Below are 19048 nucleotides of genomic sequence, written 5' to 3'. Positions count from 1 at the left end.
CCACAAGAGTTCGGAGGCCTGGGACCACGCGAGCAGGCGCACGACGGGACCGGCAGCACCGGCCGGGAACACTGCCGTCACGCCCTGCGACCCACCCGCGAGGTCTCGGACCACGTGCACCGGCGGTGCACGTACCGGTGGCAGGTATCCGGACTTGCGGACGCCTCTCGACAGCACGTCCGTTCACCGTTGCGGGGCAGCTCCGGACTCGCACCGGATTCCCCTGTTGCCTCGAAGTGGCCCACATCTTGTGGTGCCGGCCACTCCGAACCACCAGCAGTAGTGATGCTAGGCCGAGAGATCTAGATCTTGTGGTAGCGCCACGCCGCGTGTCGCACATCTTGTGGTCCTCACGCCGCGACCGCGTAGAGATCCTGGAGCGTCATGATCTCCGAGCCGTGGTGGATCAGCTCGCGATTGAGCCGCAGGACGACGTGACCGAACGGCTCGCCGGCGTCCAGCTCGTTGGCCTGGCTCAGCCCGACCGTCATCACCTCGTCCTCGTCGAGTGCGGCGATCGCGTCGCGCCAGGCCTCGACCCAGTAGGTCAGCCAGGCGACCGCATCGCGCGCGTTGCCGTGCAGGTTGATGTCCGCGCGACCCTGCTGACTCGCGCCGAACGTCCACTCCCAGCGCTCGAAGAATGTCTCGGTCAGATGCGCGATCAGCCAGGCGATCGTGCGCGGGCCGCGGTGGTCGGGCTCGTCCGGCCACTGCGCGACCCACTCGCCCGAGCCGAGTGATCGGAAGTGACCGGCGTAGTGCCGCCGGACGACGGTCAGCGCTTCACTGCTCGGTCGCCAGAAGTACTGCTCGTCGGTCAGCTGCGCGAGTCGCCCGGACAGCACCATCCAGCTGAAGCCGAGCTGGCCGCGCACCATGGCCATCGCCGATGGCTTGTGCAGGATGTCCCAGTCGAACGCCTCCGACATCACTTCTCCCCTGTACGATCGAACATGTGTTCGAATTCTCGCTCGCCGGAGAGACGAAAGTCAATTCACTGGTGTGTCGGTTCTGGCCTCGACGGAACGGGTCTGCTAGGCGGCTCGATCCGGGTGTCCGCGGCCGGGCTGGCGAAGCGGCGTTCGAGCAGGGTGAAGGCGTCGATCAGCTCGGGTGCCTCGTAGACACGGTTGCGCCGGCCGTCGGTGACCTCGCGCAGGATGCGTGCCTCGACCAGCCGCGCGAGCCCTTGGTTGGCGGCCTGCTGCGAGCGGTCGATGAGCTGCGCCGCGGCGGCGAGCGTGAGGACCGGCGCAGCGGGCAGCGCCTCGATCAGAAGCTCGGTCGCGGAGCCGGCCCGGACCGGCGCGGCACGTTCCCGCCAGGCGGCCTTGAGGTCGACCGCGGCCTGTTCGAATCGTGCGGCCTCGGCCGTGGCGTGCGTGCAGGCCATTGCGAACATCCGCAGCCACGGGTTCGCGGCGGCGCGTGCCTTCGGGGTCGTCGCGCGTCCGACGTACCGGAAGGCGGTGAGTGCGTCGACGTACTCCGATGCGTGTGTGGCGAGCGAGAGCGAGACCGGCGGCACGGTGCGCGTGACCAGGCCCTCGGCGCGCAGGATCAGGTGGATCAGCGCTCGTCCGGTCCGGCCGTTGCCGTCGGCAAAGGGGTGGATGGTCTCGAACTGCGCGTGCGCGATCGCGGCCTTCGCGAGCACCGGCAGCCGCGACTCGCGGACGAACGAGACCAGGTCCTCGAGCAGTTCAGGAATCAGCTGTGCCGGCGGCGGGACGTAGTACGCCTCGGCGGGGGAGCGGCCGCCGATCCAGTTCTGCAGGTAGCGGATCTCGCCGGCGAACTCCGCGTGCGGCGACTGCGCCATCAACCGGCGATGCGCCTCGAGCAGGTGATCCACCTCGAGCTTGTCGCCGGCCTGCACGGACTCGGTCACCCACGTCATCGCGTCGACCGCGCCGAGCACCTCCTCGGCGGTCACATCCCGCGTGCTGGCGCGCAGAACGTCGGCCTTCAGCAACCGTCGCGCTCCGACGACGAGCCCCTCGATGTGCGACGAGCCGACCGCCTCGGCCCGCAGCAGGAGCCGCGCCAGCGCCTCGCTGTTCGTCAGCACGGCCGCGGTCGCGTCGAGCCGCGCCAGATCGCCGGCGGCGTCCTCGAGCACCGCGAGTACGTCGTCGCTCAGGTCGAACTGGCGGCCGACGAGCGGATCGGGGAAGTACAGCTCGTACGACCCGCCGAGCCGCTCCGCCCGGGTGAACCCATCGGGGTGTCCGGGCCACCGATGTAACTCCACCCGTGCCATACCCTTATTCAACCTTATCCACAAACCTTGAACAAGAGCTGTGGATGTGAGCGTGGCCGCCTGTGGCCCACCTGTGGACCTGCCTGTGGGCAGACTGCTCGTTGTGACCCTCGACGCACAGACCCAGGAGATGGTGGCCGCCAATGAAGCCGACTGGGACGCCCGGGCTCCGTTGCACGCGGCGAGCGACTTCTACGACCGGCCCGCGGAGTTCTGGTTCGCCGACTACGAGTGGGAGGACCTCGGTCCGCTCGACGGTCGCGACGTACTGCATCTGCAGTGTCATCTCGGCACCGAGACGATCGCGTTCGCTCGGCGCGGTGCACGGACCAGCGGGCTCGATCTGTCGGCGACGTCGTTGGCAGCGGCCCGCGACATCGCGGCCGAGGCCGGCGTCGAGATCGACTACGTGCACGCGAACGTGTACGACGCGGTCGACGCGGTCCAGGGCCGGCAGTTCGACATCATCTACACCGGCAAAGGCGCGCTCTGCTACCTACCTGATCTGAAGGAATGGGCCGAGGTCGTCCGCGACCTGCTCAAGCCCGGTGGCGTGCTCTACATCGTCGAGTTCCACCCGCTGCTGAACTCACTCCGCGAGGTCTCCCTCCCCGGCGAGCCCGACGACCTGGTGCTCCGCGCCGACTACCTCGAAGGCCGCGGTCCGATCGCCCACGACTCCACCGTCACCTACACCGGCGACGAGGTCCCCGGCCGCCAGACCAGCTACGAATGGCGCCACGGCCTCGGCGAGCTCACCACCACGCTAGCCACCGCCGGCTTCCACCTCACGACCCTCCGCGAGTCCGAAGTACTCCCATGGCCCCGCTGGCCAACGATGCAACAAACCCCCGAAGGCTGGTGGCGCCTCCCCGACGACGCGCCCCGCATCCCCCTCCTCTTCGCCCTGAAGGCCACCAAGCCATGAGCCGCAGCGAACGCGAGCAGGACCTGATCACCTACTACTCCAACGAGATCCAGGCACGAAGCGGCCGCGCTCTGCCGGAGCCGCGCGTGGCTCGCCGGACCGCCTTCCTCGAACGACTACGCGACGAGGGCCGGCACACCGTCATCGAACTCGGCTGCGGCCCCGGCCGCGACGGCGAGGCGATCGCCGGAGCAGGTTTCGCCTACACCGGCGTGGATCTCTCACCGGCGAGCGTCGAGGCCTGCCGGGCGCTCGGGCTGGATGCGCGGGTGGCGTCGGTGCTGGAGCTGCCGTTCGAGGACGGTGCGTTCGACGCGGGCTGGACGATGAGCACGCTGCTGCATGTCGCCGACGAGGATCTCGATCGAGCGCTGAGTGAGATCGTCCGGGTGCTCAAGCCGGGTGCGCCGCTGGCTATCGGGTTGTGGGGGAGTGCTGCCGGTGGTGAGCAGGTCTGGGAGGACGGGACGGGCTTCGGGCCGGGGCGGTTCTTCAGCATTCGCACCGATGAGGTGCTGCGTGCGGCGCTCGAGCGGTACGGCGTGGTGGAGGAGTGGGTTACCTGGGACGGCGACCGCGCGATGCACTACCAGTGGGCTGTGGTCAGCGTTTCTTGGGGCCGCGGAAGGCTACGTAGATGAGGGCTACGCCGAAGGCGGCGACGATCGGGCCGACGGTGGCCCAGACGGTGCTGCCGGTCATCGAGCTGCCCTTGACGTAGCCGAGGCCTTGCAGGGTCCAGACGCAGCCGATCGCGATCAGGAGTGCGGCGATGGCGGTGGCGACGATCTTTCCCATGGTGCGAGGTTAGCCGAGGAGCTCGTCGCAAAGGGTCACGAGTTGACGGCGGAGTGGGCGGGCGCGGTCGGCGAAGGACCGTTGCGCTGCCGTGTATTCGGCTTTGCCCTCAGGCGTCTCGATGCGGACGGGCGGGTAGCCGAGCGGAGCCAGGTCGTACGGCGACGCTTGCATGTCGAGCGTGCGGATGTCCCGGGCGAGCTCGAAGCAGTCCAGCAGCAAAGAGCTCGGCGTGAAGGGCATCAGCTTGGCCGCCCACTTGTACAGATCCATGTTCGCGTGCAGGCACCCGCCTTGCTCCAGCACCGGCTGGGACTCACGCGTCGGCTGCAACACGTTGAGCGGCCGCGCGGACGGCGTGAAGAACCGGAACGCGTCGAAATGCGAGCACGCGACCTTGTGCGACTCGACGACCCGATCAGTGCCCTCGGCCCCTAACCGCAGCGGCCACTTCTCGTGCCGTACGTCGGAAGTCCGGTAGACCATCGCCCACTCGTGCAGACCGAAACACCCGAACTGCGGCTGCCGATCCAGCGTCGACGCAAGCAGCCGGCGGATCCACGCGATGTTGTCCGCCCGGCGCGCGATCTCAGCCGGGTCGAGCGACGCAGCCCCGTCCACCACCACATAGCCCCGACGATCGCCGTACTCCGACGCATCGAGCAACCGCACCCCCGGCCCGGGATGCCAGACGCGGAGCTGGTTCGGGCGGGTGGAGTAATAGGTGAAGAGAAAGTCCTCGACCGGGTGCGCCTCACGCCGCTGACGCCGCTCGAGATGCCCGGCCACCAACCCGTCGACACGGGCCGCGTGGTCCATCGCGTACGACGACCACTCGGCAAAGGTGAGCGTGGCGGTCATAGGTCCAGGCTGAACGCGTACAGATCGACGCCTGGGATAGGGGACCAGTCGCGTTCGGGGAGGCGGGTGAAGCCCAGCCGCTCATAGATGCGGTGGGCCGTGGTCATGTACTCGGCACTGCTGAGGACGATGCGGCGGAGACCCTGTTCGCGGGAGCGCTCAATACAACGTTCGGTGAGCGCCGTACCGATGCCCAGACCACGCGCCCGGCCGGCTACGCCGAGCATGCGGAACTCGCCCTCGTCGTCGCGGCCGATCTCGCGGTAGACCGAACCGACAGGGCAGTAGGTGACCGTGCCCAGCAGGCCGGCAGAGTCCACCGCCACCCACAGCTCGGCCTTGGCGGCGCGGTCGGCGGCAGCGCGCAGCGTCATCGCGTACTGACCACGGACGAAACCGTCGTGCGAATACGCCTCCACGGTCAGCTCACCAACGGCGTCGTACTCAGCCGGAACAGCCAGGCGGATCTCCAAAGTCACCACATAACTGTCTCATCCTGTGCCGACGGTAGGCTCGGCCCGTGCGTATCGCCAGATTCTCTGTGGATGACGAGCCGAAGTACGGCGTGGTCGAGACCGATGACCCCGAGGGACTCGTCGGGACGGTCAACGTTCTCGACTCGGACCCGCTCTACCGGCCGGTGCAGTTCACCGGCGAGCGGTTGCAGCTCGCCGACGTCCGGCTGCTCGCGCCGGTCATCCCGCGCAGCAAGGTGGTCTGCGTCGGCCGCAACTACGCGGCGCACGCGCAGGAGCTCGGCAACGACGTGCCCGAGCAGCCGTTGATCTTCCTCAAGCCGAACACCAGCGTGATCGGCCCGCGGGACGGCATCGTCTACCCGGAGCAGACCAGCGACCTGCACTTCGAGGGTGAGCTGGCGATCGTGATCGGCCGGATCTGCCGCGACCTGCCCCGGGAGCGGGCCGACGAGGTGATCTTCGGCTACACGGTCGCCAACGACGTCACCGCGCGCGACCTGCAGAAGTCTGACGGTCAGTGGGCCCGGGCCAAGGGGTACGACACGTTCTGCCCGCTCGGCCCGTGGATCAGCACCGAGCTCGACGCGTCCGACCTGCGGGTCACAACCGAGCTGAACGGCGAGCCGAAGCAGGACGGCCGGACGTCGCAGTTCATCTTCGACATCCCCGAGGTGCTGGCCTACATCACCTCGTTCACCACGCTGCTGCCCGGTGACGTGGTGCTCACCGGCACCCCGGCGGGCGTCGGCCCGATGCTGCCCGGTGACGAGGTCTCGGTCACCGTCGAAGGCATCGGAACCCTGACGAACAAGGTGATCGTCCGTGACTGACGACGTACTGGGAGATCTCGAGCCGAGCAAGGTCAGAGTGCGATTCCCACCGTCGCCGACCGGCCTGCTCACCGTCGGCAACATCCGCAGCGCGCTGTTCAACTGGGCCTTCGCCCGGCACTACGGCGGCACGCTCGTGCTCCGGATCGAGGACACCGACACCGCCCGCAACACCGAAGAGGGCTACCAGTACACCTACGACTCGCTGCGCTGGCTCGGCCTCACCTGGGATGAAGGTCCGGGCGCCGGCGGCGACTACGGGCCGTACCTGCAGTCCGAGCGGATGGACGTGTACGCCGACGTCGTCGCCAAGCTGCTCGCCGCGAACAAGGCGTACCACTGCTACTGCTCGCAGGAAGAGCTCGACCAGCGCCGCGAGGCCGCCCGGACCGCCGGTGAACACAGCGGATACGACGGCCACTGCCGCAACCTCACGCCCGAGCAGATCCAGGCGTACGTCGAGGAAGGCCGCCGCCCCGTGGTGCGGCTGCGAATGCCCGACCGCCCGATCGTGTTCGACGACCTGGTCCGCGGCGAGATCACGTTCCTCCCGGAGAACCTCGGCGACTACGTCCTGGTTCGCGCGAACGGCTACCCGCTCTACCCGCTGGTGAACCCGGTCGACGACGCACTGATGGAGATCAGCCACGTACTGCGCGGCGAGGACCTGCTCTCGTCGACGCCGCGGCAGATCGCGCTGTACGAGGCGCTGGCCGAGATCGGCGTCGGCAGCGGCCGGACGCCCCGGTTCGGGCACCTGCCGTTCGTGATGGGCGAGGGCAACAAGAAGCTGTCCAAGCGCGACCCGGGCTCCGGCCTGGGCGAGTACATGCAGCGCGGCTTCCTGCCCGAGGGCCTGCTGAACTACCTGGCCCTGCTCGGCTGGTCGATCGCCGACGACCGCGACGTGTTCACGATGGACGAGATGGTCAAGGCCTTCGACGTCCGCAAGGTCAACTCGAACGCGGCCCGGTTCGACCCGAAGAAGTGCGAGGCGATCAACGCGGCGCACATGCGGATGCTGCCGCCGGAGGACTTCGCCCAGCGGATGGTCCCGTTCCTGGCCGGCGCGGGCGTGCTCCCGGCGGAGCCGTCGGCAGCCCAGCTCGCGACACTGCAGGCCGCCGTACCACTGGTGCAGGAGCGGATGAACACGTTGTCCGAGTCGGTCGACATGCTCGGGTTCCTGTTCGTCGACGAGGACGCGTTCACGATCGACCCGGATGCCGGCGCGAAAGTGCTGACCGGTGACGCCGGCGCCGTACTGGATGCCTCGGTCAAGGCGCTCACGGACTGCGAGTGGACCACCGAAGCGATCGAGGCGGCGTTGCGGGCATCGCTGATCGACGGCCTCGGGCTGAAGCCGAAGAACGCGTTCGGCCCGGTCCGGGTGGCGATCTCCGGTCGCCGGATCTCGCCGCCGCTGTTCGAGTCGCTCGAGCTGCTCGGGCGGGAGAAGTCACTGCACCGCCTCGAGCAGGCCCGGCGCTCCGTGGCATCGCTGTCATGAGCGAGGTCGCCCCGCGGACGCCGTACCAGCGGCTGCTGCGCAATCCCGATGCCCCGAGCGGGTACGTCGTCCTCGGCGCGCTGACGATCCTGGTCGGCTGGATGGTCGCGAGCGTGATCATCCTCGGCATCCAGCAGGCGATCCGGAAGGATCCCGAGGGCACGCTGTCCTGGTTCGGACTGCTCGCGACCAACCTGACGCTGGTCGTGCTGATCCCGCTCAGCATGCTCGTCGCCCGCAAGCTCAACCGGCAGGCACCAGGGCTGCTGTCCTCGGTGGCCGGCGGGCTGCGCTGGCGGCCGCTGGCCTGGTTCGCGCTCGCGGCGATCGTGATCGAGCTGATTGCACTCGCCGTCGTCCAGGTCGGTGACATCCAGCTCGCGACCGGAGAGCGGCACAGCGGCGGCGCGGCGCCGGATGCGATCGCGGTCATCGTCGTCACGCTGCTCACCTCGACGTTCCAGGCCGCGGGGGAGGAGTACTACTTCCGCGGGTACCTGCTGCAGGCGATGGGTGCGCTGGTCCGCAGTACGGCGATCGTGGTCGTGGTGACCGCGCTGCTGTTCACGGCCGCGCACGGGATCTGGCCGTGGCAGAGCCCGGCGCTGTTCGTCGACCGGCTCGCGTTCGGGCTGGTCGCGGCGGTGCTCGTCGTACGCACCGGTGGTCTGGAGGCGTCGATCTCCGCGCACGCGGCGAACAACGTGGTGACGTTCATCTTCGCGGCGTTGACCGACACGGTCGGCGCGAGCCTCGGCGTGAAGGATGCGCCGTGGTCGCTGGTGACGGTCGACGTGGTGAAGTTCGTCGCGTTCGGTGCGGTCGCACTGGTGATCGCGCGCCGGCTCGGGCTGACCGCGGACAATCAGAAGAGTCTGGTGTGACGGGAGTGACAACGCGCCGGAGGGGGCCCGTTTTGGCGTCCGGTCCTCGCCTCGGGTAAGCTCTCCGAGCCGGGTTGGTGAGGGCGGAAACAAACTCCCAGCAACGGTGAAATGCCTTTGGGGTATGGGGTAATTGGCAGCCCGTCTGATTCTGGTTCAGTTAGTCTAGGTTCGAGTCCTAGTACCCCAGCGGATTGGACCGCACCGATGAGAATCGGTAGAGTTCAACCTCGTTGCCCGGGCCGCAAGGTCCGGCTGACAACACTCTGGCCCCGTTGTGTAGCGGCCTAGCACGCCGCCCTCTCAAGGCGGTAGCGCGGGTTCGAATCCCGTCGGGGCTACCAGAGAACAAGGCCCCCGTCCTCACGGACGGGGGCCTTCGTGCGTTCTGCCCCGATTGCTGGACACGGCGAGATCTAACCGCTTAGAGTCTAAGCGCTTAGACCACTTCAGAAAGGGGACCGCCGTGCGCCGGAACCTCTTACCCGCCGCAGCCGTTGTCGCTGCCGCGGCCATGCTCGTCGCCGGCTGCGGCTCGTCCGGCTCCTCCGACCAGCCGGCCGCGACCGACTCCGGTCCGGCGACCGGGACCGTCACGTTCACCGGCACCGACAACGCCGAGACCTACCAGCCGGTGATCAAGGCCTTCGAGGCGAAGAACCCGGGGATCAAGGTCGCCTACACGCAGATCCCGTTCGACCAGTTCAACGCGACCATGCAGCAGCGGTTGAGCGCGAAGGACGCGGGCATCGACGTCTACACGGTCGACGAGCCGCGGGTCTCGCAGCTCGCCGCGAAGGGCTTCCTCACCGATCTCAGCGACCTCGACGGCCAGGTGAAGACGAAGTTCAGTGCGGCGGCGTACAAGACCAACCACTTCCGCGACAAGCTGTGGTCGTTGCCGATGTGGAACTCGACGCAGTTCCTCTTCTACAACAAGACCGCGCTCGCGAAGGCGAAGGTGACGCCGCCGACCGCGGACCCGCAGCAGCGCTGGACCTGGGAGCAGGTCGAGGCTGCCGGCCGCAAGGCGATGCAGTCGGGTGGCACGAAGTACGGCCTGTTCATGGAGCAGCCCGAGGCGTACTACCAGCTGCAGCCGCTGGCCGAGTCGCTCGGCGGCGGCTCCGGGATCGAGGGCGACGACGCACTCACCCCGGCGGTCGAGACCGACGGCTGGAAGAAGGCGATGCAGTGGTACGGCGCGACCTTCGCGAGCGGACTGTCGCCGCGGGGGATCGGCGGCTTCCAGACCGGACCGGTGTTCGCGAACGGCAACGTGGCGTTCTTCGTCGGCGGGCCGTGGGACCTGAAGATCTTCGGCAGCTCGAAGATCGACTGGGGCGTCGCGCCGCTGCCGTACTTCCAGGGCGGCAAGCCGGTCACACCGACCGGGTCGTGGTCGCTCGGCATCAACCCGGCGTCGAAGCAGCAGGGGATGGCGCGCAAGTTCCTCGAGTTCGCGACACTCGATGCCGCCGGCAATCTGGCCACGACCAGTACGACGACGATCATTCCGGCCAACCTCGACGCGCAGAAGCAGTACACCCCGAAGATGGACGCGTTCTCCGGCGCGAAGACGGCCGGCGCGGCGGCGATCACGGCGTACGAGAGTGAGCACACCGCCGTGTCGCGGCCGGTGAGTGTCGGCTACATCCAGTTCGAGGAAGTCATGGGCAAGGCGTTCGCCGACATCCGCAACGGCACCAACTCCGACACGCGGCTGCAGGAGGCGACCCGCCAGCTCACCGACGCTTGGAAGTCGATTAGATGAGGAAGCGTGGGCAAGGGCTGATCGCCCTTGCCTTCCTCGCGCCGGCGCTGCTGTGTCTGGCTGTGCTGCGGATCGTCCCGGCGATCTCGGCCGTGGTCGAGAGCTTCTACACCGAGAGCCTGCTGCGCGGCGGGCGGGTGTTCGCCGGGCTGGGCAACTACACGGATCTGCTGTCGAACAAGGACTTCCGGCAATCGGTCGGCGTGACGCTGCTCTTCACCGTGCTCGTGAACCCGATCCAGGTGGTCGTCTCGTTCCTGTTGGCGGTGCTGTTCACCCAGCGCGCGGCTGGCTCGAAGCTCTGGCGCACCTTGGTCATCCTGCCGATAGCCACCCCGCCTGCGGTGTCGGCAGTGATCTGGAGCGTCATCTACCGGCCGGACGGCCTCGCGAACGGCGTACTCGAGCGGCTCGGTCTGCCCGCGCAACCGTTCCTGACGTCGTCCGGCCAGGTGTTGCCGTCGCTGATCGTGCTGCTGTCGTGGATCGGTGTCGGGTACTGGATGCTGTTCCTGATCGCGGGCATCCAAGAGGTGCCGGTCGAGGTCCGCGAGGCCGCGCTGCTCGACGGCGCCGGTGCCTGGCGCCGGATGGTGTCGGTCATCCTCCCGCTGGTACGCCGACCGCTGGCGTTCGTCCTGGTCGCCGACACCGTCTCCAACCTGCTCGTGTTCGCCCCGGTGCAGATCCTCACCAAAGGCGGCCCGAACGGGGACAGCAACCTGCTGATGTACGACGTCTACACGCGCGCATACGCAATCGGCGACATCCACGTTGCCCAGGCCGAGGTCGTCATCCTGGTCGCACTGACGCTGGCGATCGTGGCCGGGCAGTTCCGGCTGCTGCGAGGTGACCAGTGAAGCGGGCCGGCCTGTCGGTGCTCGGTGGAGTCATCGGCATCCTGTTCTTCCTGCCGCTGCTGTGGGTGCTGACCAACTCGCTCCGGCCCGGCTCGGAGACGTTCGCCCACCTGACACTGTCGTGGCAGACGTTCTTCGAGTTGAAGCCGACGTTGCACAACTACTCGGCCCTGCTGAGCAGCGATGTCGGTCGGGCGACGCTCAACTCGATCCTGGTCAGCGCGGCCACGGTCGTGATCGGCCTCGCGGTCTGCGCGTCGGCGGCGTTCGGGCTGGCGGCGTTCGAGTACCGCGGGCGCGGGCTGGTGTTCGGCATCGTCGTACTGAGCTTCCTGGTGCCGTTCGACGCGATCGCGATCCCGCTGTCGACGATGTTCCGCGACTGGCACCTGACGAACACGTTCACCGGGCTGGTGCTGCCGGGGATCGGCAACGGGATGGCGATCTTCCTGCTGCGGCAGTTCTTCCTCGGCATCCCGGCCGAGCTGGTCGAGGCCGGCCGGCTGGACGGGCTGGGCTGGTTCGGCGTGTTCCGCTGGATCTACCTGCCGCTGTCGCGGCCCGCGCTGATCGGCGCCGGTCTGATGCTGTTCCTCTTCCAGTGGCAGTCGTACGTCTGGCCGCTCCTGATCGGCACCGACGCCAAACACATCCTCGGCCCGGTGGCCCTGTCCAACCTGCAAGGTCAGAACTTCGCCGACTACGGTCTCGTGTTCGCGGGCGCCGTCGTCCTCACCGTCATCCCGCTGGCGGTCATCGCCGGCTTCCAGCGGTACTTCGTCCAGTCCGTGTCCAGCACGGGCCTGAAATAGGGAGACCATGCACCAGCTCATTCTCGACACCGATATCGGCTCCGACGTCGACGACGCCATGGCACTCGCCCAGATCATGGGCAGCCCGGATCTCGACCTGCTCGAGGTCCACACGGTGTACGGCGACACCAGGCTGCGCGCGCAACTCGCCCGCCGGTACGCCGCACTCGCCGGGCGCGACCTGGTCGTCGTACCGGGTGCTGTGGAGACCTTGTCGGGACGGCAGGTCTGGTGGGCCGGGCACGAGGGCACGCTGCACGACGACCTGGCCTCTGAGGCAGTCAGTGCGGAGAGTGCGCCGGAGCGGTTGGTGGCGCGGCTACGTGAGCAGCCTGGTGAGCTCGACGTTGCCGCGATCGGACCGCTGACCAACGTAGCCAAGGCATTGCAGCTGGAGCCTCAGGTGGCCGGGTGGATCCGGCATCTGTGGGTGATGGGTGGGTCGTTCGGCGACGACAAGGCCGAGCACAACTTCAAGTCCGATGATGTTGCTGCGCAGGTGGTGCTGAGCGCGGGGATTCCGACGACGATCACGGGGCTCGAGATCACCCAGCAGGTGGCGATCGAGGCGTCGCGGCTGGAGCGGATCCGGGCCGCTGGCGCCTTGGGTGCTGCGTTGGGGGCGGACATCGAGCAGTGGTGGGCGTATTGGAGTGAGACCTGGAACGTGCCGCATGACCCGGTTGCGGTGCTTGTGCTGAGTCGCCCGGAACTGTTCGAGACCTCGGAGGTCGGGCGGGTGGCGATCGAGGTCGGTGGGGACGGGGCTGGGCGGAGTGTCTTCACGCCGGACGCGGGCGGCTCGGTGCGGATCGTGACCGCTGTGGATGCCGAGCAGGTGGCTGAGGAGATCACGGCACGGATCGTGGCGGCTGGGCGGGCATACGCTGCTGGTCATGGGGAGATCGATGGCGACGGCTCGTGATGTCGCGGAGCGGGCCGGTACGTCGACCGCGGTCGTCAGCTATGTGTTCAACAACGGGCCCCGGCCGGTGTCCGCGGAGACCCGCCGGCGTGTGCTCGAGGCCGCGGCGGAGCTGGACTACAAGCCCAACATCCTTGCCCGCGCGCTGAGCGCGGGTCGCACCTACTCGCTCGGTCTGCTGATCCCGCAGATCCGCAACCCGTACTTCGCCACGCTCGCCGAGCACCTGGAGAACTTCGCGCGCCGGCACGACCACCTGCTGCTGATCGGTGACTCGGCGGGCGATCCGGAGCAGGAGTCCGCGCACATCGGGTCGTTCATCGAGCGCAAGGTGGACGGCGTCGTACTCGTCTCGCTGCTGGTGGAGCCGGCGATCCAGCGGTTCGCGGCGGCCGGCGTACCTGTGGTTGCGCTGCATCCCGTGCCTGAGGGGGTGACGGTGTCGACGCTCTCGATCGACTACGTCGCGGCCGCCGAGGCGTCGACGGATCACCTGCTGTCGCACGGCTACCGCGCCCTCGGCGTCGTCACCGGCCCGGAAGATTCACCTGGTACGTCGGAACACCGTCGCGGGATCGAACGGGCGCTGGAGAAGCACTCGCGGGCGTCGGCGCGGTACGTCGCCAGCCCGGTGTCGCGGTTCGCTGCACGCGACGCCGTACAGCCGTGGTTCAAACAGAAGCGGCCGCCGCGGGCGATCTACTGCTCGACCGACGAGCAGGCGTTCGGCGTACTGTTCGCGGCCTGGGAGGCCGGGCTGCGGGTGCCGGAAGACGTTGCGGTGATGGGATTCGACGGCACGAGCGAGTGCACGGTGACGATCCCACCGCTGGCCAGCGTGCGCCAGCCGATCGAGGAGACCGCACGCCGTGCCGTCGAACTGCTGCTGGACCGCTCGAACAGCCAGGCCGCCCGTCACGTCCTCGACTATCAGCTGATCCCGAGCACGTCCTGCGGCTGCTAACCGCTGAATGTCGGGTGAGCGGACTCGTCGCGGCAGGCTGCCGATCGCGTCGCCGGTGTCGGGCGGGGCAACGCGACCGGCTAGCTGCAGCTAGTTCCAGCTAGTTCCAGCTGGTTAGGCCGGTGAAGGGCTGGAGTGGGCGGGGCCGCTGTGGAGTTCTCGGCGTACGGAGAAGCCGACGCCGATGAGGACCACGCCCCAGACGAGGGCTGTGACGCCGAGGACCACGGCGACGCTTACCGCGCCCGCGCCGGGGTTGGCGGCGAACAGGACGCCGATGAGGATGGACAGCAGCCCGCTCAGCACCAGGAGCCAGCGTGGCACCACCTGTTGGCTGCTGAACGCACCCGCGAGTTCGAAGATGCCGCGGATGATCAGCCAGATTCCGAGGATCCAGGTCAGCGTGGTCGCTGCCATCCCCGGGCTGGTGATCGCGAAGAACGCCGCGAGCAGCGCGATCACCCCGAGCACGACCAGCCACAGCCGGCTGCCCTTGGACTCGGGCTGGAACGCCTGGACGATCGAACCGACACCGTCGAACAGGGCCCAGAAGCCCCACAGCAGGGCCAGCGCGATCGCCGTGTGGATGGGCCATACGATCGCCAGGATCCCGAAGATAACGGCGATGACACCGCGGACGAGCAACATCTTCCAGCCGAGAGTCAGCCAGTCCCGCTCCATGTCGGACCTCCTTTGAGGGGCTTTCCATCCTCATGGTGATCCTGGTGGCGCTACGTGACAACCACCAACCCAACTACCGGTGCAGCTACTCCGATGCGCGGCGCAGAGCCTCGGAGAGCCGCTCGGCGGCGGCCATCACGGCCGGGGCGTGCATCCGGCCGGGCTGGCGGGACAGGCGCTCGATCGGGCCGGAGACCGAGACGGCGGCGATCACCTTGCCGCTGGGGGAGCGGACCGGGGCGGAGACGGACGCGACGCCCTGCTCCCGCTCACCGACCGAGTGCGCCCAGCCACGACGCCGTACGCCGGCCAGCGCGGCCGCGTTGAACGACGCGTTGTGGAGGCCGCGGTGCATCCGCTCCGGGTCCTCCCAGGCAAGCAGTATCTGAGCAGCCGAACCAGCGGCCATCGTCAGCTGGCTGCCGACCGGCACGGTGTCGCGCAGACCAGACGGACGCTCGGCGGCGGCGACGCACACGCGGTACTCACCCTGGCGGCGGAACAGTTGCGCCGACTCACCGGTGATGTCCCGCAGTCGCGCCAGCACCGGGCCGGCGGTCGCGAGCAGCCGGTCCTCACCGGCGGCGGAGGCCAACTCGCTGAGTCGCGGACCGAGCACGAACCGTCCCTGCATGTCACGGCCGACCAGACGGTGGTGCTCCAGCGCCACTGCCAGCCGGTGGGCGGTCGGGCGGGCCAGCCCGGTGGCCGCCACGAGACCGGCCAGGGTCGCCGGCCCGGACTCGAGGGCCGACAGAACCAGGGCTGCTTTGTCGAGAACGCCGACTCCGCTAGAGTTGTCCATGAGACGATACTGCCGTCTCGAATCGTGGAACGCAAGTCGCTTCAGGGGAGCAATCCGGAGCACTGTGAGCGAAAGCACCTCACCACAAATCTCAAAGGAGAGTCTGATGGGTAGGACGTTGTCGGAAAAGGTCTGGGACGCGCACGTCGTGCGCCATGCCGACGGAGAACCCGACCTTCTCTACATCGACCTCCATCTGGTCCACGAGGTGACCAGTCCCCAGGCCTTCGACGGTCTGCGGCTGGCCGGTCGCGGCGTACGGCGTCCCGATCTCACCATCGCGACCGAGGACCACAACGTCCCGACGTACGACGTGGACAAGCCGATCGCCGACCCGGTGTCGCGCACCCAGGTGGACACGCTGCGGAAGAACGCCGAGGAGTTCGGCATCCGGATCCACACCCTCGGCGACCCGGACCAGGGCGTCGTGCACGTGATCGGCCCGCAGCTCGGACTGACCCAGCCCGGGATGACCGTGGTCTGCGGTGACAGCCACACCTCGACGCACGGTGCGTTCGGCGCGATTGCCTTCGGCATCGGTACGAGCGAGGTCGAGCACGTGCTCGCCACCCAGACGCTGATGCAGGCCCGGCCGAAGACGATGGCCGTCACGGTCGACGGCGTACTGCCGGACGGTGTTTCCGCGAAGGACCTGGTGCTGGCGCTGATCGCCAAGGTCGGCACCGGCGGCGGCCAGGGCTACATCGTCGAGTACCGCGGTGAGGCGATCCGGAGCTTGAGCATGGAAGCCCGGATGACGATCTGCAACATGTCGATCGAGTGGGGCGCCAAGGCCGGCATGATCGCGCCGGACGAGACCACCTTCGAGTACCTGAAGGACAAGCCGCACGCGCCGCAGGGCGTCGACTGGGAAGCCGCGGTCGAGTACTGGAAGAGCCTGGCCACCGATGAGGACGCGACGTTCGACCGCGAGGTCGTCCTGCGGGCGGAGGACATCGCGCCGTTCGTCACCTGGGGCACGAACCCGGGCCAGGGCATCCCGCTGTCGGAGAGCGTGCCGTCGCCGGACGACTTCGACAACCCCAACGACAAGGTCGCCGCCGAGCGTGCACTGGAGTACATGGGCCTCACCGCCGGTACGCCGATGCGCGAGATCCACGTGGACACGGTGTTCCTGGGCTCCTGCACCAACGGCCGGATCGAGGACCTGCGCGCCGCGGCCGGGGTGCTCGCCGGCCGGAAGGTTGCCGAGGGCACCCGGATGCTCGTGGTCCCGGGCTCCGGCCGGGTCCGGCTGCAGGCCGAGGCCGAGGGCCTGGACACGATCTTCAAGGACGCCGGGGCCGAGTGGCGCGGCGCCGGATGCTCGATGTGCCTGGGCATGAACCCGGACCAGCTGGCCCCGGGTGAGCGCAGCGCCTCCACCTCGAACCGGAACTTCGAAGGCCGCCAGGGCAAGGGCGGTCGCACCCACCTGGTGTCGCCGCTGGTCGCCGCCGCGACCGCCGTCACCGGCACCCTGGCCGCACCGGCCGACCTGCCGCCCGTCGCCGTACCTGCGAACGCCTGAGGAGCAAGGGAATCATGGAAGCCTTCACCCAGCACATCGGTACGGCGGCCCCGCTGCGCCGCAGCAACGTCGACACCGACCAGATCATCCCGGCCGTGTACCTGAAGCGCGTCACCCGGACCGGCTTCGAGGACGGCCTGTTCGCTGCCTGGCGCAACGATCCCTCGTTCGTCCTGAACCAGCCGGAGTACGACGGCGTCTCGGTGCTCGTCGCCGGACCGGACTTCGGCACCGGATCGTCGCGTGAGCACGCGGTCTGGGCGCTGCTCGACTACGGGTTCCGCGTGGTCGTGTCGTCGCGGTTCGGCGACATCTTCCGCGGCAACTCCGGTAAGGCCGGGCTGCTCGCGGCCCTGGTGGAGCAGGACGTGGTCGAGCAGCTGTGGACCACGATCGAGTCCGACCCGGGCACCAAGGTGACGGTCGACCTGGAGAACAAGACGATCTCAGCCGGTGACGTGTCGGCACCCTTCGAGATCGACGACTACACCCGCTACCGGTTGCTGAACGGCCTGGACGACGTCGGCATCACGCTGTCGCACGCGGACGACATCGCTGCGTACGAAGCAACCCGGCCTTCCTTCAAGCCGGCAACGCTTCCGGCGAAGGCCTGATCATCCACCAGAGTTGTCGCTGCCGTAACGCTGGGCGGGTCGATGGCGATAACTCTGGTGTTACCCTTGCGTGGTTGTCAGAACAAGGCTTGCGAGACCAAGGAGGTGGGGCGCTGATGAGCGAACCCTCCAGACATACGGGTCTCGCTCGACCTTCGGGGGCCTTCTCCTTCAGGGAATGGCAGCTCCTCTAGCAGTTGTGGGGTCGGGCAGACGTGTGTTCATCACTCACCTGATCCGCCGCATCACATTGCTGGAGGAGGACTCATGTCCGACCTGCGCCTTCGCACGATCCGTGCGTTCAGCCGCACCCCGTCACTGCGTGCCGCCGCGCGCAAGCACGCTGCTGCCGTCTCCGCCGCCGCTGTCGTCGAGCCGGCCGAGAAGCAGCCCCGCGATCCGCAGATGCCCAAGGGGCACAGCGTCGTGGACAGCGCGATCTACTGCGACGGCCGCCGGGTCGCTTCTCCTGATTCGCTCGCCGAGACGTACGGCGAGCTGCACCAGGCCCCGCACAGCCTGGCCTGGATCGGCCTGTACCGGCCCGATCGCCGCGAGCTGGCCTCGCTGGCGCAGGAGTTCGACCTGCACGAGCTGGCGATCGAGGACGCCAACGAGGCGCATCAGCGGCCGAAGCTGGAGCGGTACGGCGACACGTTGTTCGTCGTACTGAAGGCCGCGCGGTACCGGGACGCGACCGAGGAGGTCGAGTTCGGTGAGGTGCACGTGTTCGTCGGACCGGACTTCGTGGTGACGGTCCGGCACGCCGAAGCGCCCAACCTGGCAGCGGTCCGGCGCCGCGTCGAGCGCGACCCCGAACTGCTCAGCCGAGGTGCCGAAGCGGTCCTCTACGCGATCATGGACAAGGTCGTCGACGGCTACGCTCCGGTGGTCGCCGGTCTCGAGAACGACATCGACGAGATCGAGACCGAGGTGTTCCGCGGTGACCCGAAGGTGTCGCGGCGCATCTACGAACTGTCCCGTGAGGTGATCGAGTTCCAGCGCGCGACCCGGCCGCTGGTCGGCATGCTCGAGCAGCTCCGCGGCGGATTCCAGAAGTACGGCGTGGACGAGGAACTGCAACGTTCACTGCGCGATGTCGCCGACCACGTCACCGAGGTGGTGGAGAAGGTCGACGGATTCCGTGAACTGCTGCGCGACATCCTGACGGTGAACGCGACCCTGGTCGCCCAGCAGCAGAACGAGGAGATGAAGAGCCTCGCGATCGCCAGCAGCGAGCAGAACGAAGAGGTCAAGCGGATCTCTGCCTGGGCGGCGATCCTGTTCGCCCCGACCCTGATCGGCACCGTCTACGGGATGAACTTCGACAAGATGCCCGAGCTGCACTGGCAGTACGGATACCCCTTCGCGATCGGCCTGATGGCCTTGGTGTGTGGAGGTCTGCACCAGATCTTCAAACGCCGCGGCTGGCTGTGAGTTGGCCGTGAGCCGGCGCTGAAAAGAGCCCTCAGGGCCCGGATCGGGCCAAATTGTGGCACGAATCGCCCAAAACAAGGGCGAATTGC

General features: G+C 68.1%; 20 protein-coding genes, 2 tRNA genes and 1 riboswitch. Of the genes, 15 read left to right on the top strand and 7 right to left on the bottom strand.

Annotated elements, in window-relative coordinates:
• Positions 1–121: 121 nt before the first annotated feature.
• Positions 122–290: riboswitch (cobalamin riboswitch) on the bottom strand.
• Positions 291–350: 60 nt separating this feature from the next.
• Entirely contained in the window at positions 351–932 is a 582-nt protein-coding gene (locus OHA10_RS38640; RefSeq protein ID WP_130449042.1) for a DinB family protein, read from the bottom strand.
• A 65-nt stretch (positions 933–997) separates the two neighbouring features.
• Complete coding sequence (locus OHA10_RS38635; protein WP_371403737.1) at positions 998–2266, bottom strand: Fic family protein; 1269 nt, start codon at positions 2264–2266, stop codon at positions 998–1000.
• 103 nt (positions 2267–2369) lie between these two features.
• On the opposite strand from OHA10_RS38635, the gene OHA10_RS38630 reads away from it, so the two are divergent.
• A complete protein-coding gene (locus OHA10_RS38630; RefSeq protein WP_371403736.1) occupies positions 2370–3194 on the top strand; it encodes a class I SAM-dependent methyltransferase in 825 nt (274 codons plus the stop codon).
• Entirely contained in the window at positions 3191–3835 is a 645-nt protein-coding gene (locus OHA10_RS38625; RefSeq protein WP_371403735.1) for a class I SAM-dependent methyltransferase, read from the top strand. Before OHA10_RS38630 ends, OHA10_RS38625 begins: the two co-directional genes overlap by 4 nt.
• On the opposite strand, the gene OHA10_RS38620 is transcribed toward OHA10_RS38625, so the two are convergent.
• From OHA10_RS38620 to OHA10_RS38610, 3 genes are read right to left on the bottom strand one after another with little or no spacing between them, the layout of a single operon-like run.
• Positions 3798–3992 (bottom strand): hypothetical protein, encoded by a 195-nt coding sequence (locus OHA10_RS38620; RefSeq protein ID WP_371403734.1) that lies wholly within the window; start codon positions 3990–3992, stop codon positions 3798–3800. The genes OHA10_RS38625 and OHA10_RS38620 overlap by 38 nt on opposite strands.
• A 9-nt stretch (positions 3993–4001) precedes the next feature.
• Positions 4002–4853, bottom strand: a complete 852-nt coding sequence (locus tag OHA10_RS38615; RefSeq protein WP_371403733.1) for a 3-methyladenine DNA glycosylase — start codon at positions 4851–4853, stop codon at positions 4002–4004.
• The gene (locus OHA10_RS38610) at positions 4850–5332 is read right to left on the bottom strand and encodes a GNAT family N-acetyltransferase (RefSeq protein WP_371403732.1); all 483 of its coding nucleotides are present in this window, start codon (positions 5330–5332) and stop codon (positions 4850–4852) included. The genes OHA10_RS38615 and OHA10_RS38610 overlap by 4 nt, the downstream gene beginning before the upstream one ends.
• Positions 5333–5373: 41 nt before the next feature.
• On the opposite strand from OHA10_RS38610, the gene OHA10_RS38605 reads away from it, so the two are divergent.
• The 10 genes from OHA10_RS38605 to OHA10_RS38560 all read left to right on the top strand — a co-directional run bounded on the left by OHA10_RS38605 (position 5374) and on the right by OHA10_RS38560 (position 13891).
• Complete coding sequence (locus tag OHA10_RS38605; protein ID WP_371403731.1) at positions 5374–6162, top strand: fumarylacetoacetate hydrolase family protein; 789 nt, start codon at positions 5374–5376, stop codon at positions 6160–6162.
• On the top strand, positions 6155–7672 hold the full coding sequence (gene gltX / locus OHA10_RS38600; RefSeq protein WP_371403730.1) for a glutamate--tRNA ligase: 1518 nt from the start codon (positions 6155–6157) through the stop codon (positions 7670–7672). The genes OHA10_RS38605 and gltX overlap by 8 nt, the downstream gene beginning before the upstream one ends.
• A complete protein-coding gene (locus OHA10_RS38595) occupies positions 7669–8556 on the top strand; it encodes a lysostaphin resistance A-like protein (protein WP_371403729.1) in 888 nt (295 codons plus the stop codon). Before gltX ends, OHA10_RS38595 begins: the two co-directional genes overlap by 4 nt.
• Positions 8557–8674: 118 nt before the next feature.
• Positions 8675–8746, top strand: a tRNA-Gln gene (locus OHA10_RS38590).
• Between the two features lie 78 nt (positions 8747–8824).
• A tRNA-Glu gene (locus OHA10_RS38585) sits at positions 8825–8900 on the top strand.
• Positions 8901–9022: 122 nt separating this feature from the next.
• Positions 9023–10330, top strand: coding sequence for an extracellular solute-binding protein (locus OHA10_RS38580; protein WP_371403728.1), 1308 nt, complete (start codon positions 9023–9025; stop codon positions 10328–10330).
• Complete coding sequence (locus OHA10_RS38575; RefSeq protein ID WP_371403727.1) at positions 10327–11190, top strand: carbohydrate ABC transporter permease; 864 nt, start codon at positions 10327–10329, stop codon at positions 11188–11190. Before OHA10_RS38580 ends, OHA10_RS38575 begins: the two co-directional genes overlap by 4 nt.
• On the top strand, positions 11187–12002 hold the full coding sequence (locus OHA10_RS38570) for a carbohydrate ABC transporter permease (protein ID WP_371403726.1): 816 nt from the start codon (positions 11187–11189) through the stop codon (positions 12000–12002). The genes OHA10_RS38575 and OHA10_RS38570 overlap by 4 nt, the downstream gene beginning before the upstream one ends.
• 7 nt (positions 12003–12009) lie before the next feature.
• The gene (locus OHA10_RS38565) at positions 12010–12927 is read left to right on the top strand and encodes a nucleoside hydrolase (RefSeq protein ID WP_371403725.1); all 918 of its coding nucleotides are present in this window, start codon (positions 12010–12012) and stop codon (positions 12925–12927) included.
• The gene (locus OHA10_RS38560; protein WP_371403724.1) at positions 12899–13891 is read left to right on the top strand and encodes a LacI family DNA-binding transcriptional regulator; all 993 of its coding nucleotides are present in this window, start codon (positions 12899–12901) and stop codon (positions 13889–13891) included. Before OHA10_RS38565 ends, OHA10_RS38560 begins: the two co-directional genes overlap by 29 nt.
• Before the next feature lie 114 nt (positions 13892–14005).
• Here the strand turns inward: OHA10_RS38560 and OHA10_RS38555 are convergent, their stop codons facing one another.
• Positions 14006–14572 (bottom strand): HdeD family acid-resistance protein, encoded by a 567-nt coding sequence (locus OHA10_RS38555; RefSeq protein WP_371403723.1) that lies wholly within the window; start codon positions 14570–14572, stop codon positions 14006–14008.
• Positions 14573–14657: 85 nt separating this feature from the next.
• Positions 14658–15377 carry an IclR family transcriptional regulator gene (locus OHA10_RS38550; protein ID WP_130387568.1) on the bottom strand — a complete coding sequence of 240 codons (720 nt, stop codon included), beginning with the start codon at positions 15375–15377 and terminating at the stop codon, positions 14658–14660.
• A 106-nt stretch (positions 15378–15483) separates the two neighbouring features.
• On the opposite strand from OHA10_RS38550, the gene leuC reads away from it, so the two are divergent.
• The 3 genes from leuC (at position 15484) to corA (ending at position 18959) form a co-directional block, all read left to right on the top strand.
• Positions 15484–16908, top strand: a complete 1425-nt coding sequence (gene leuC, locus OHA10_RS38545; RefSeq protein WP_371403722.1) for a 3-isopropylmalate dehydratase large subunit — start codon at positions 15484–15486, stop codon at positions 16906–16908.
• Between the two features lie 14 nt (positions 16909–16922).
• Complete coding sequence (gene leuD, locus OHA10_RS38540; protein WP_134111512.1) at positions 16923–17522, top strand: 3-isopropylmalate dehydratase small subunit; 600 nt, start codon at positions 16923–16925, stop codon at positions 17520–17522.
• A 267-nt stretch (positions 17523–17789) separates the two neighbouring features.
• The gene (gene corA, locus OHA10_RS38535) at positions 17790–18959 is read left to right on the top strand and encodes a magnesium/cobalt transporter CorA (protein ID WP_371403721.1); all 1170 of its coding nucleotides are present in this window, start codon (positions 17790–17792) and stop codon (positions 18957–18959) included.
• Positions 18960–19048 lie beyond the last annotated feature (89 nt).

Origin of the sequence: Kribbella sp. NBC_00662 (assembly GCF_041430295.1) — a bacterium.
GTDB lineage: Bacteria > Actinomycetota > Actinomycetes > Propionibacteriales > Kribbellaceae > Kribbella.
The sequence above is the reverse complement of the archived record's forward strand: the minus strand, read 5'-3'. Positions and strand labels throughout refer to the sequence as shown.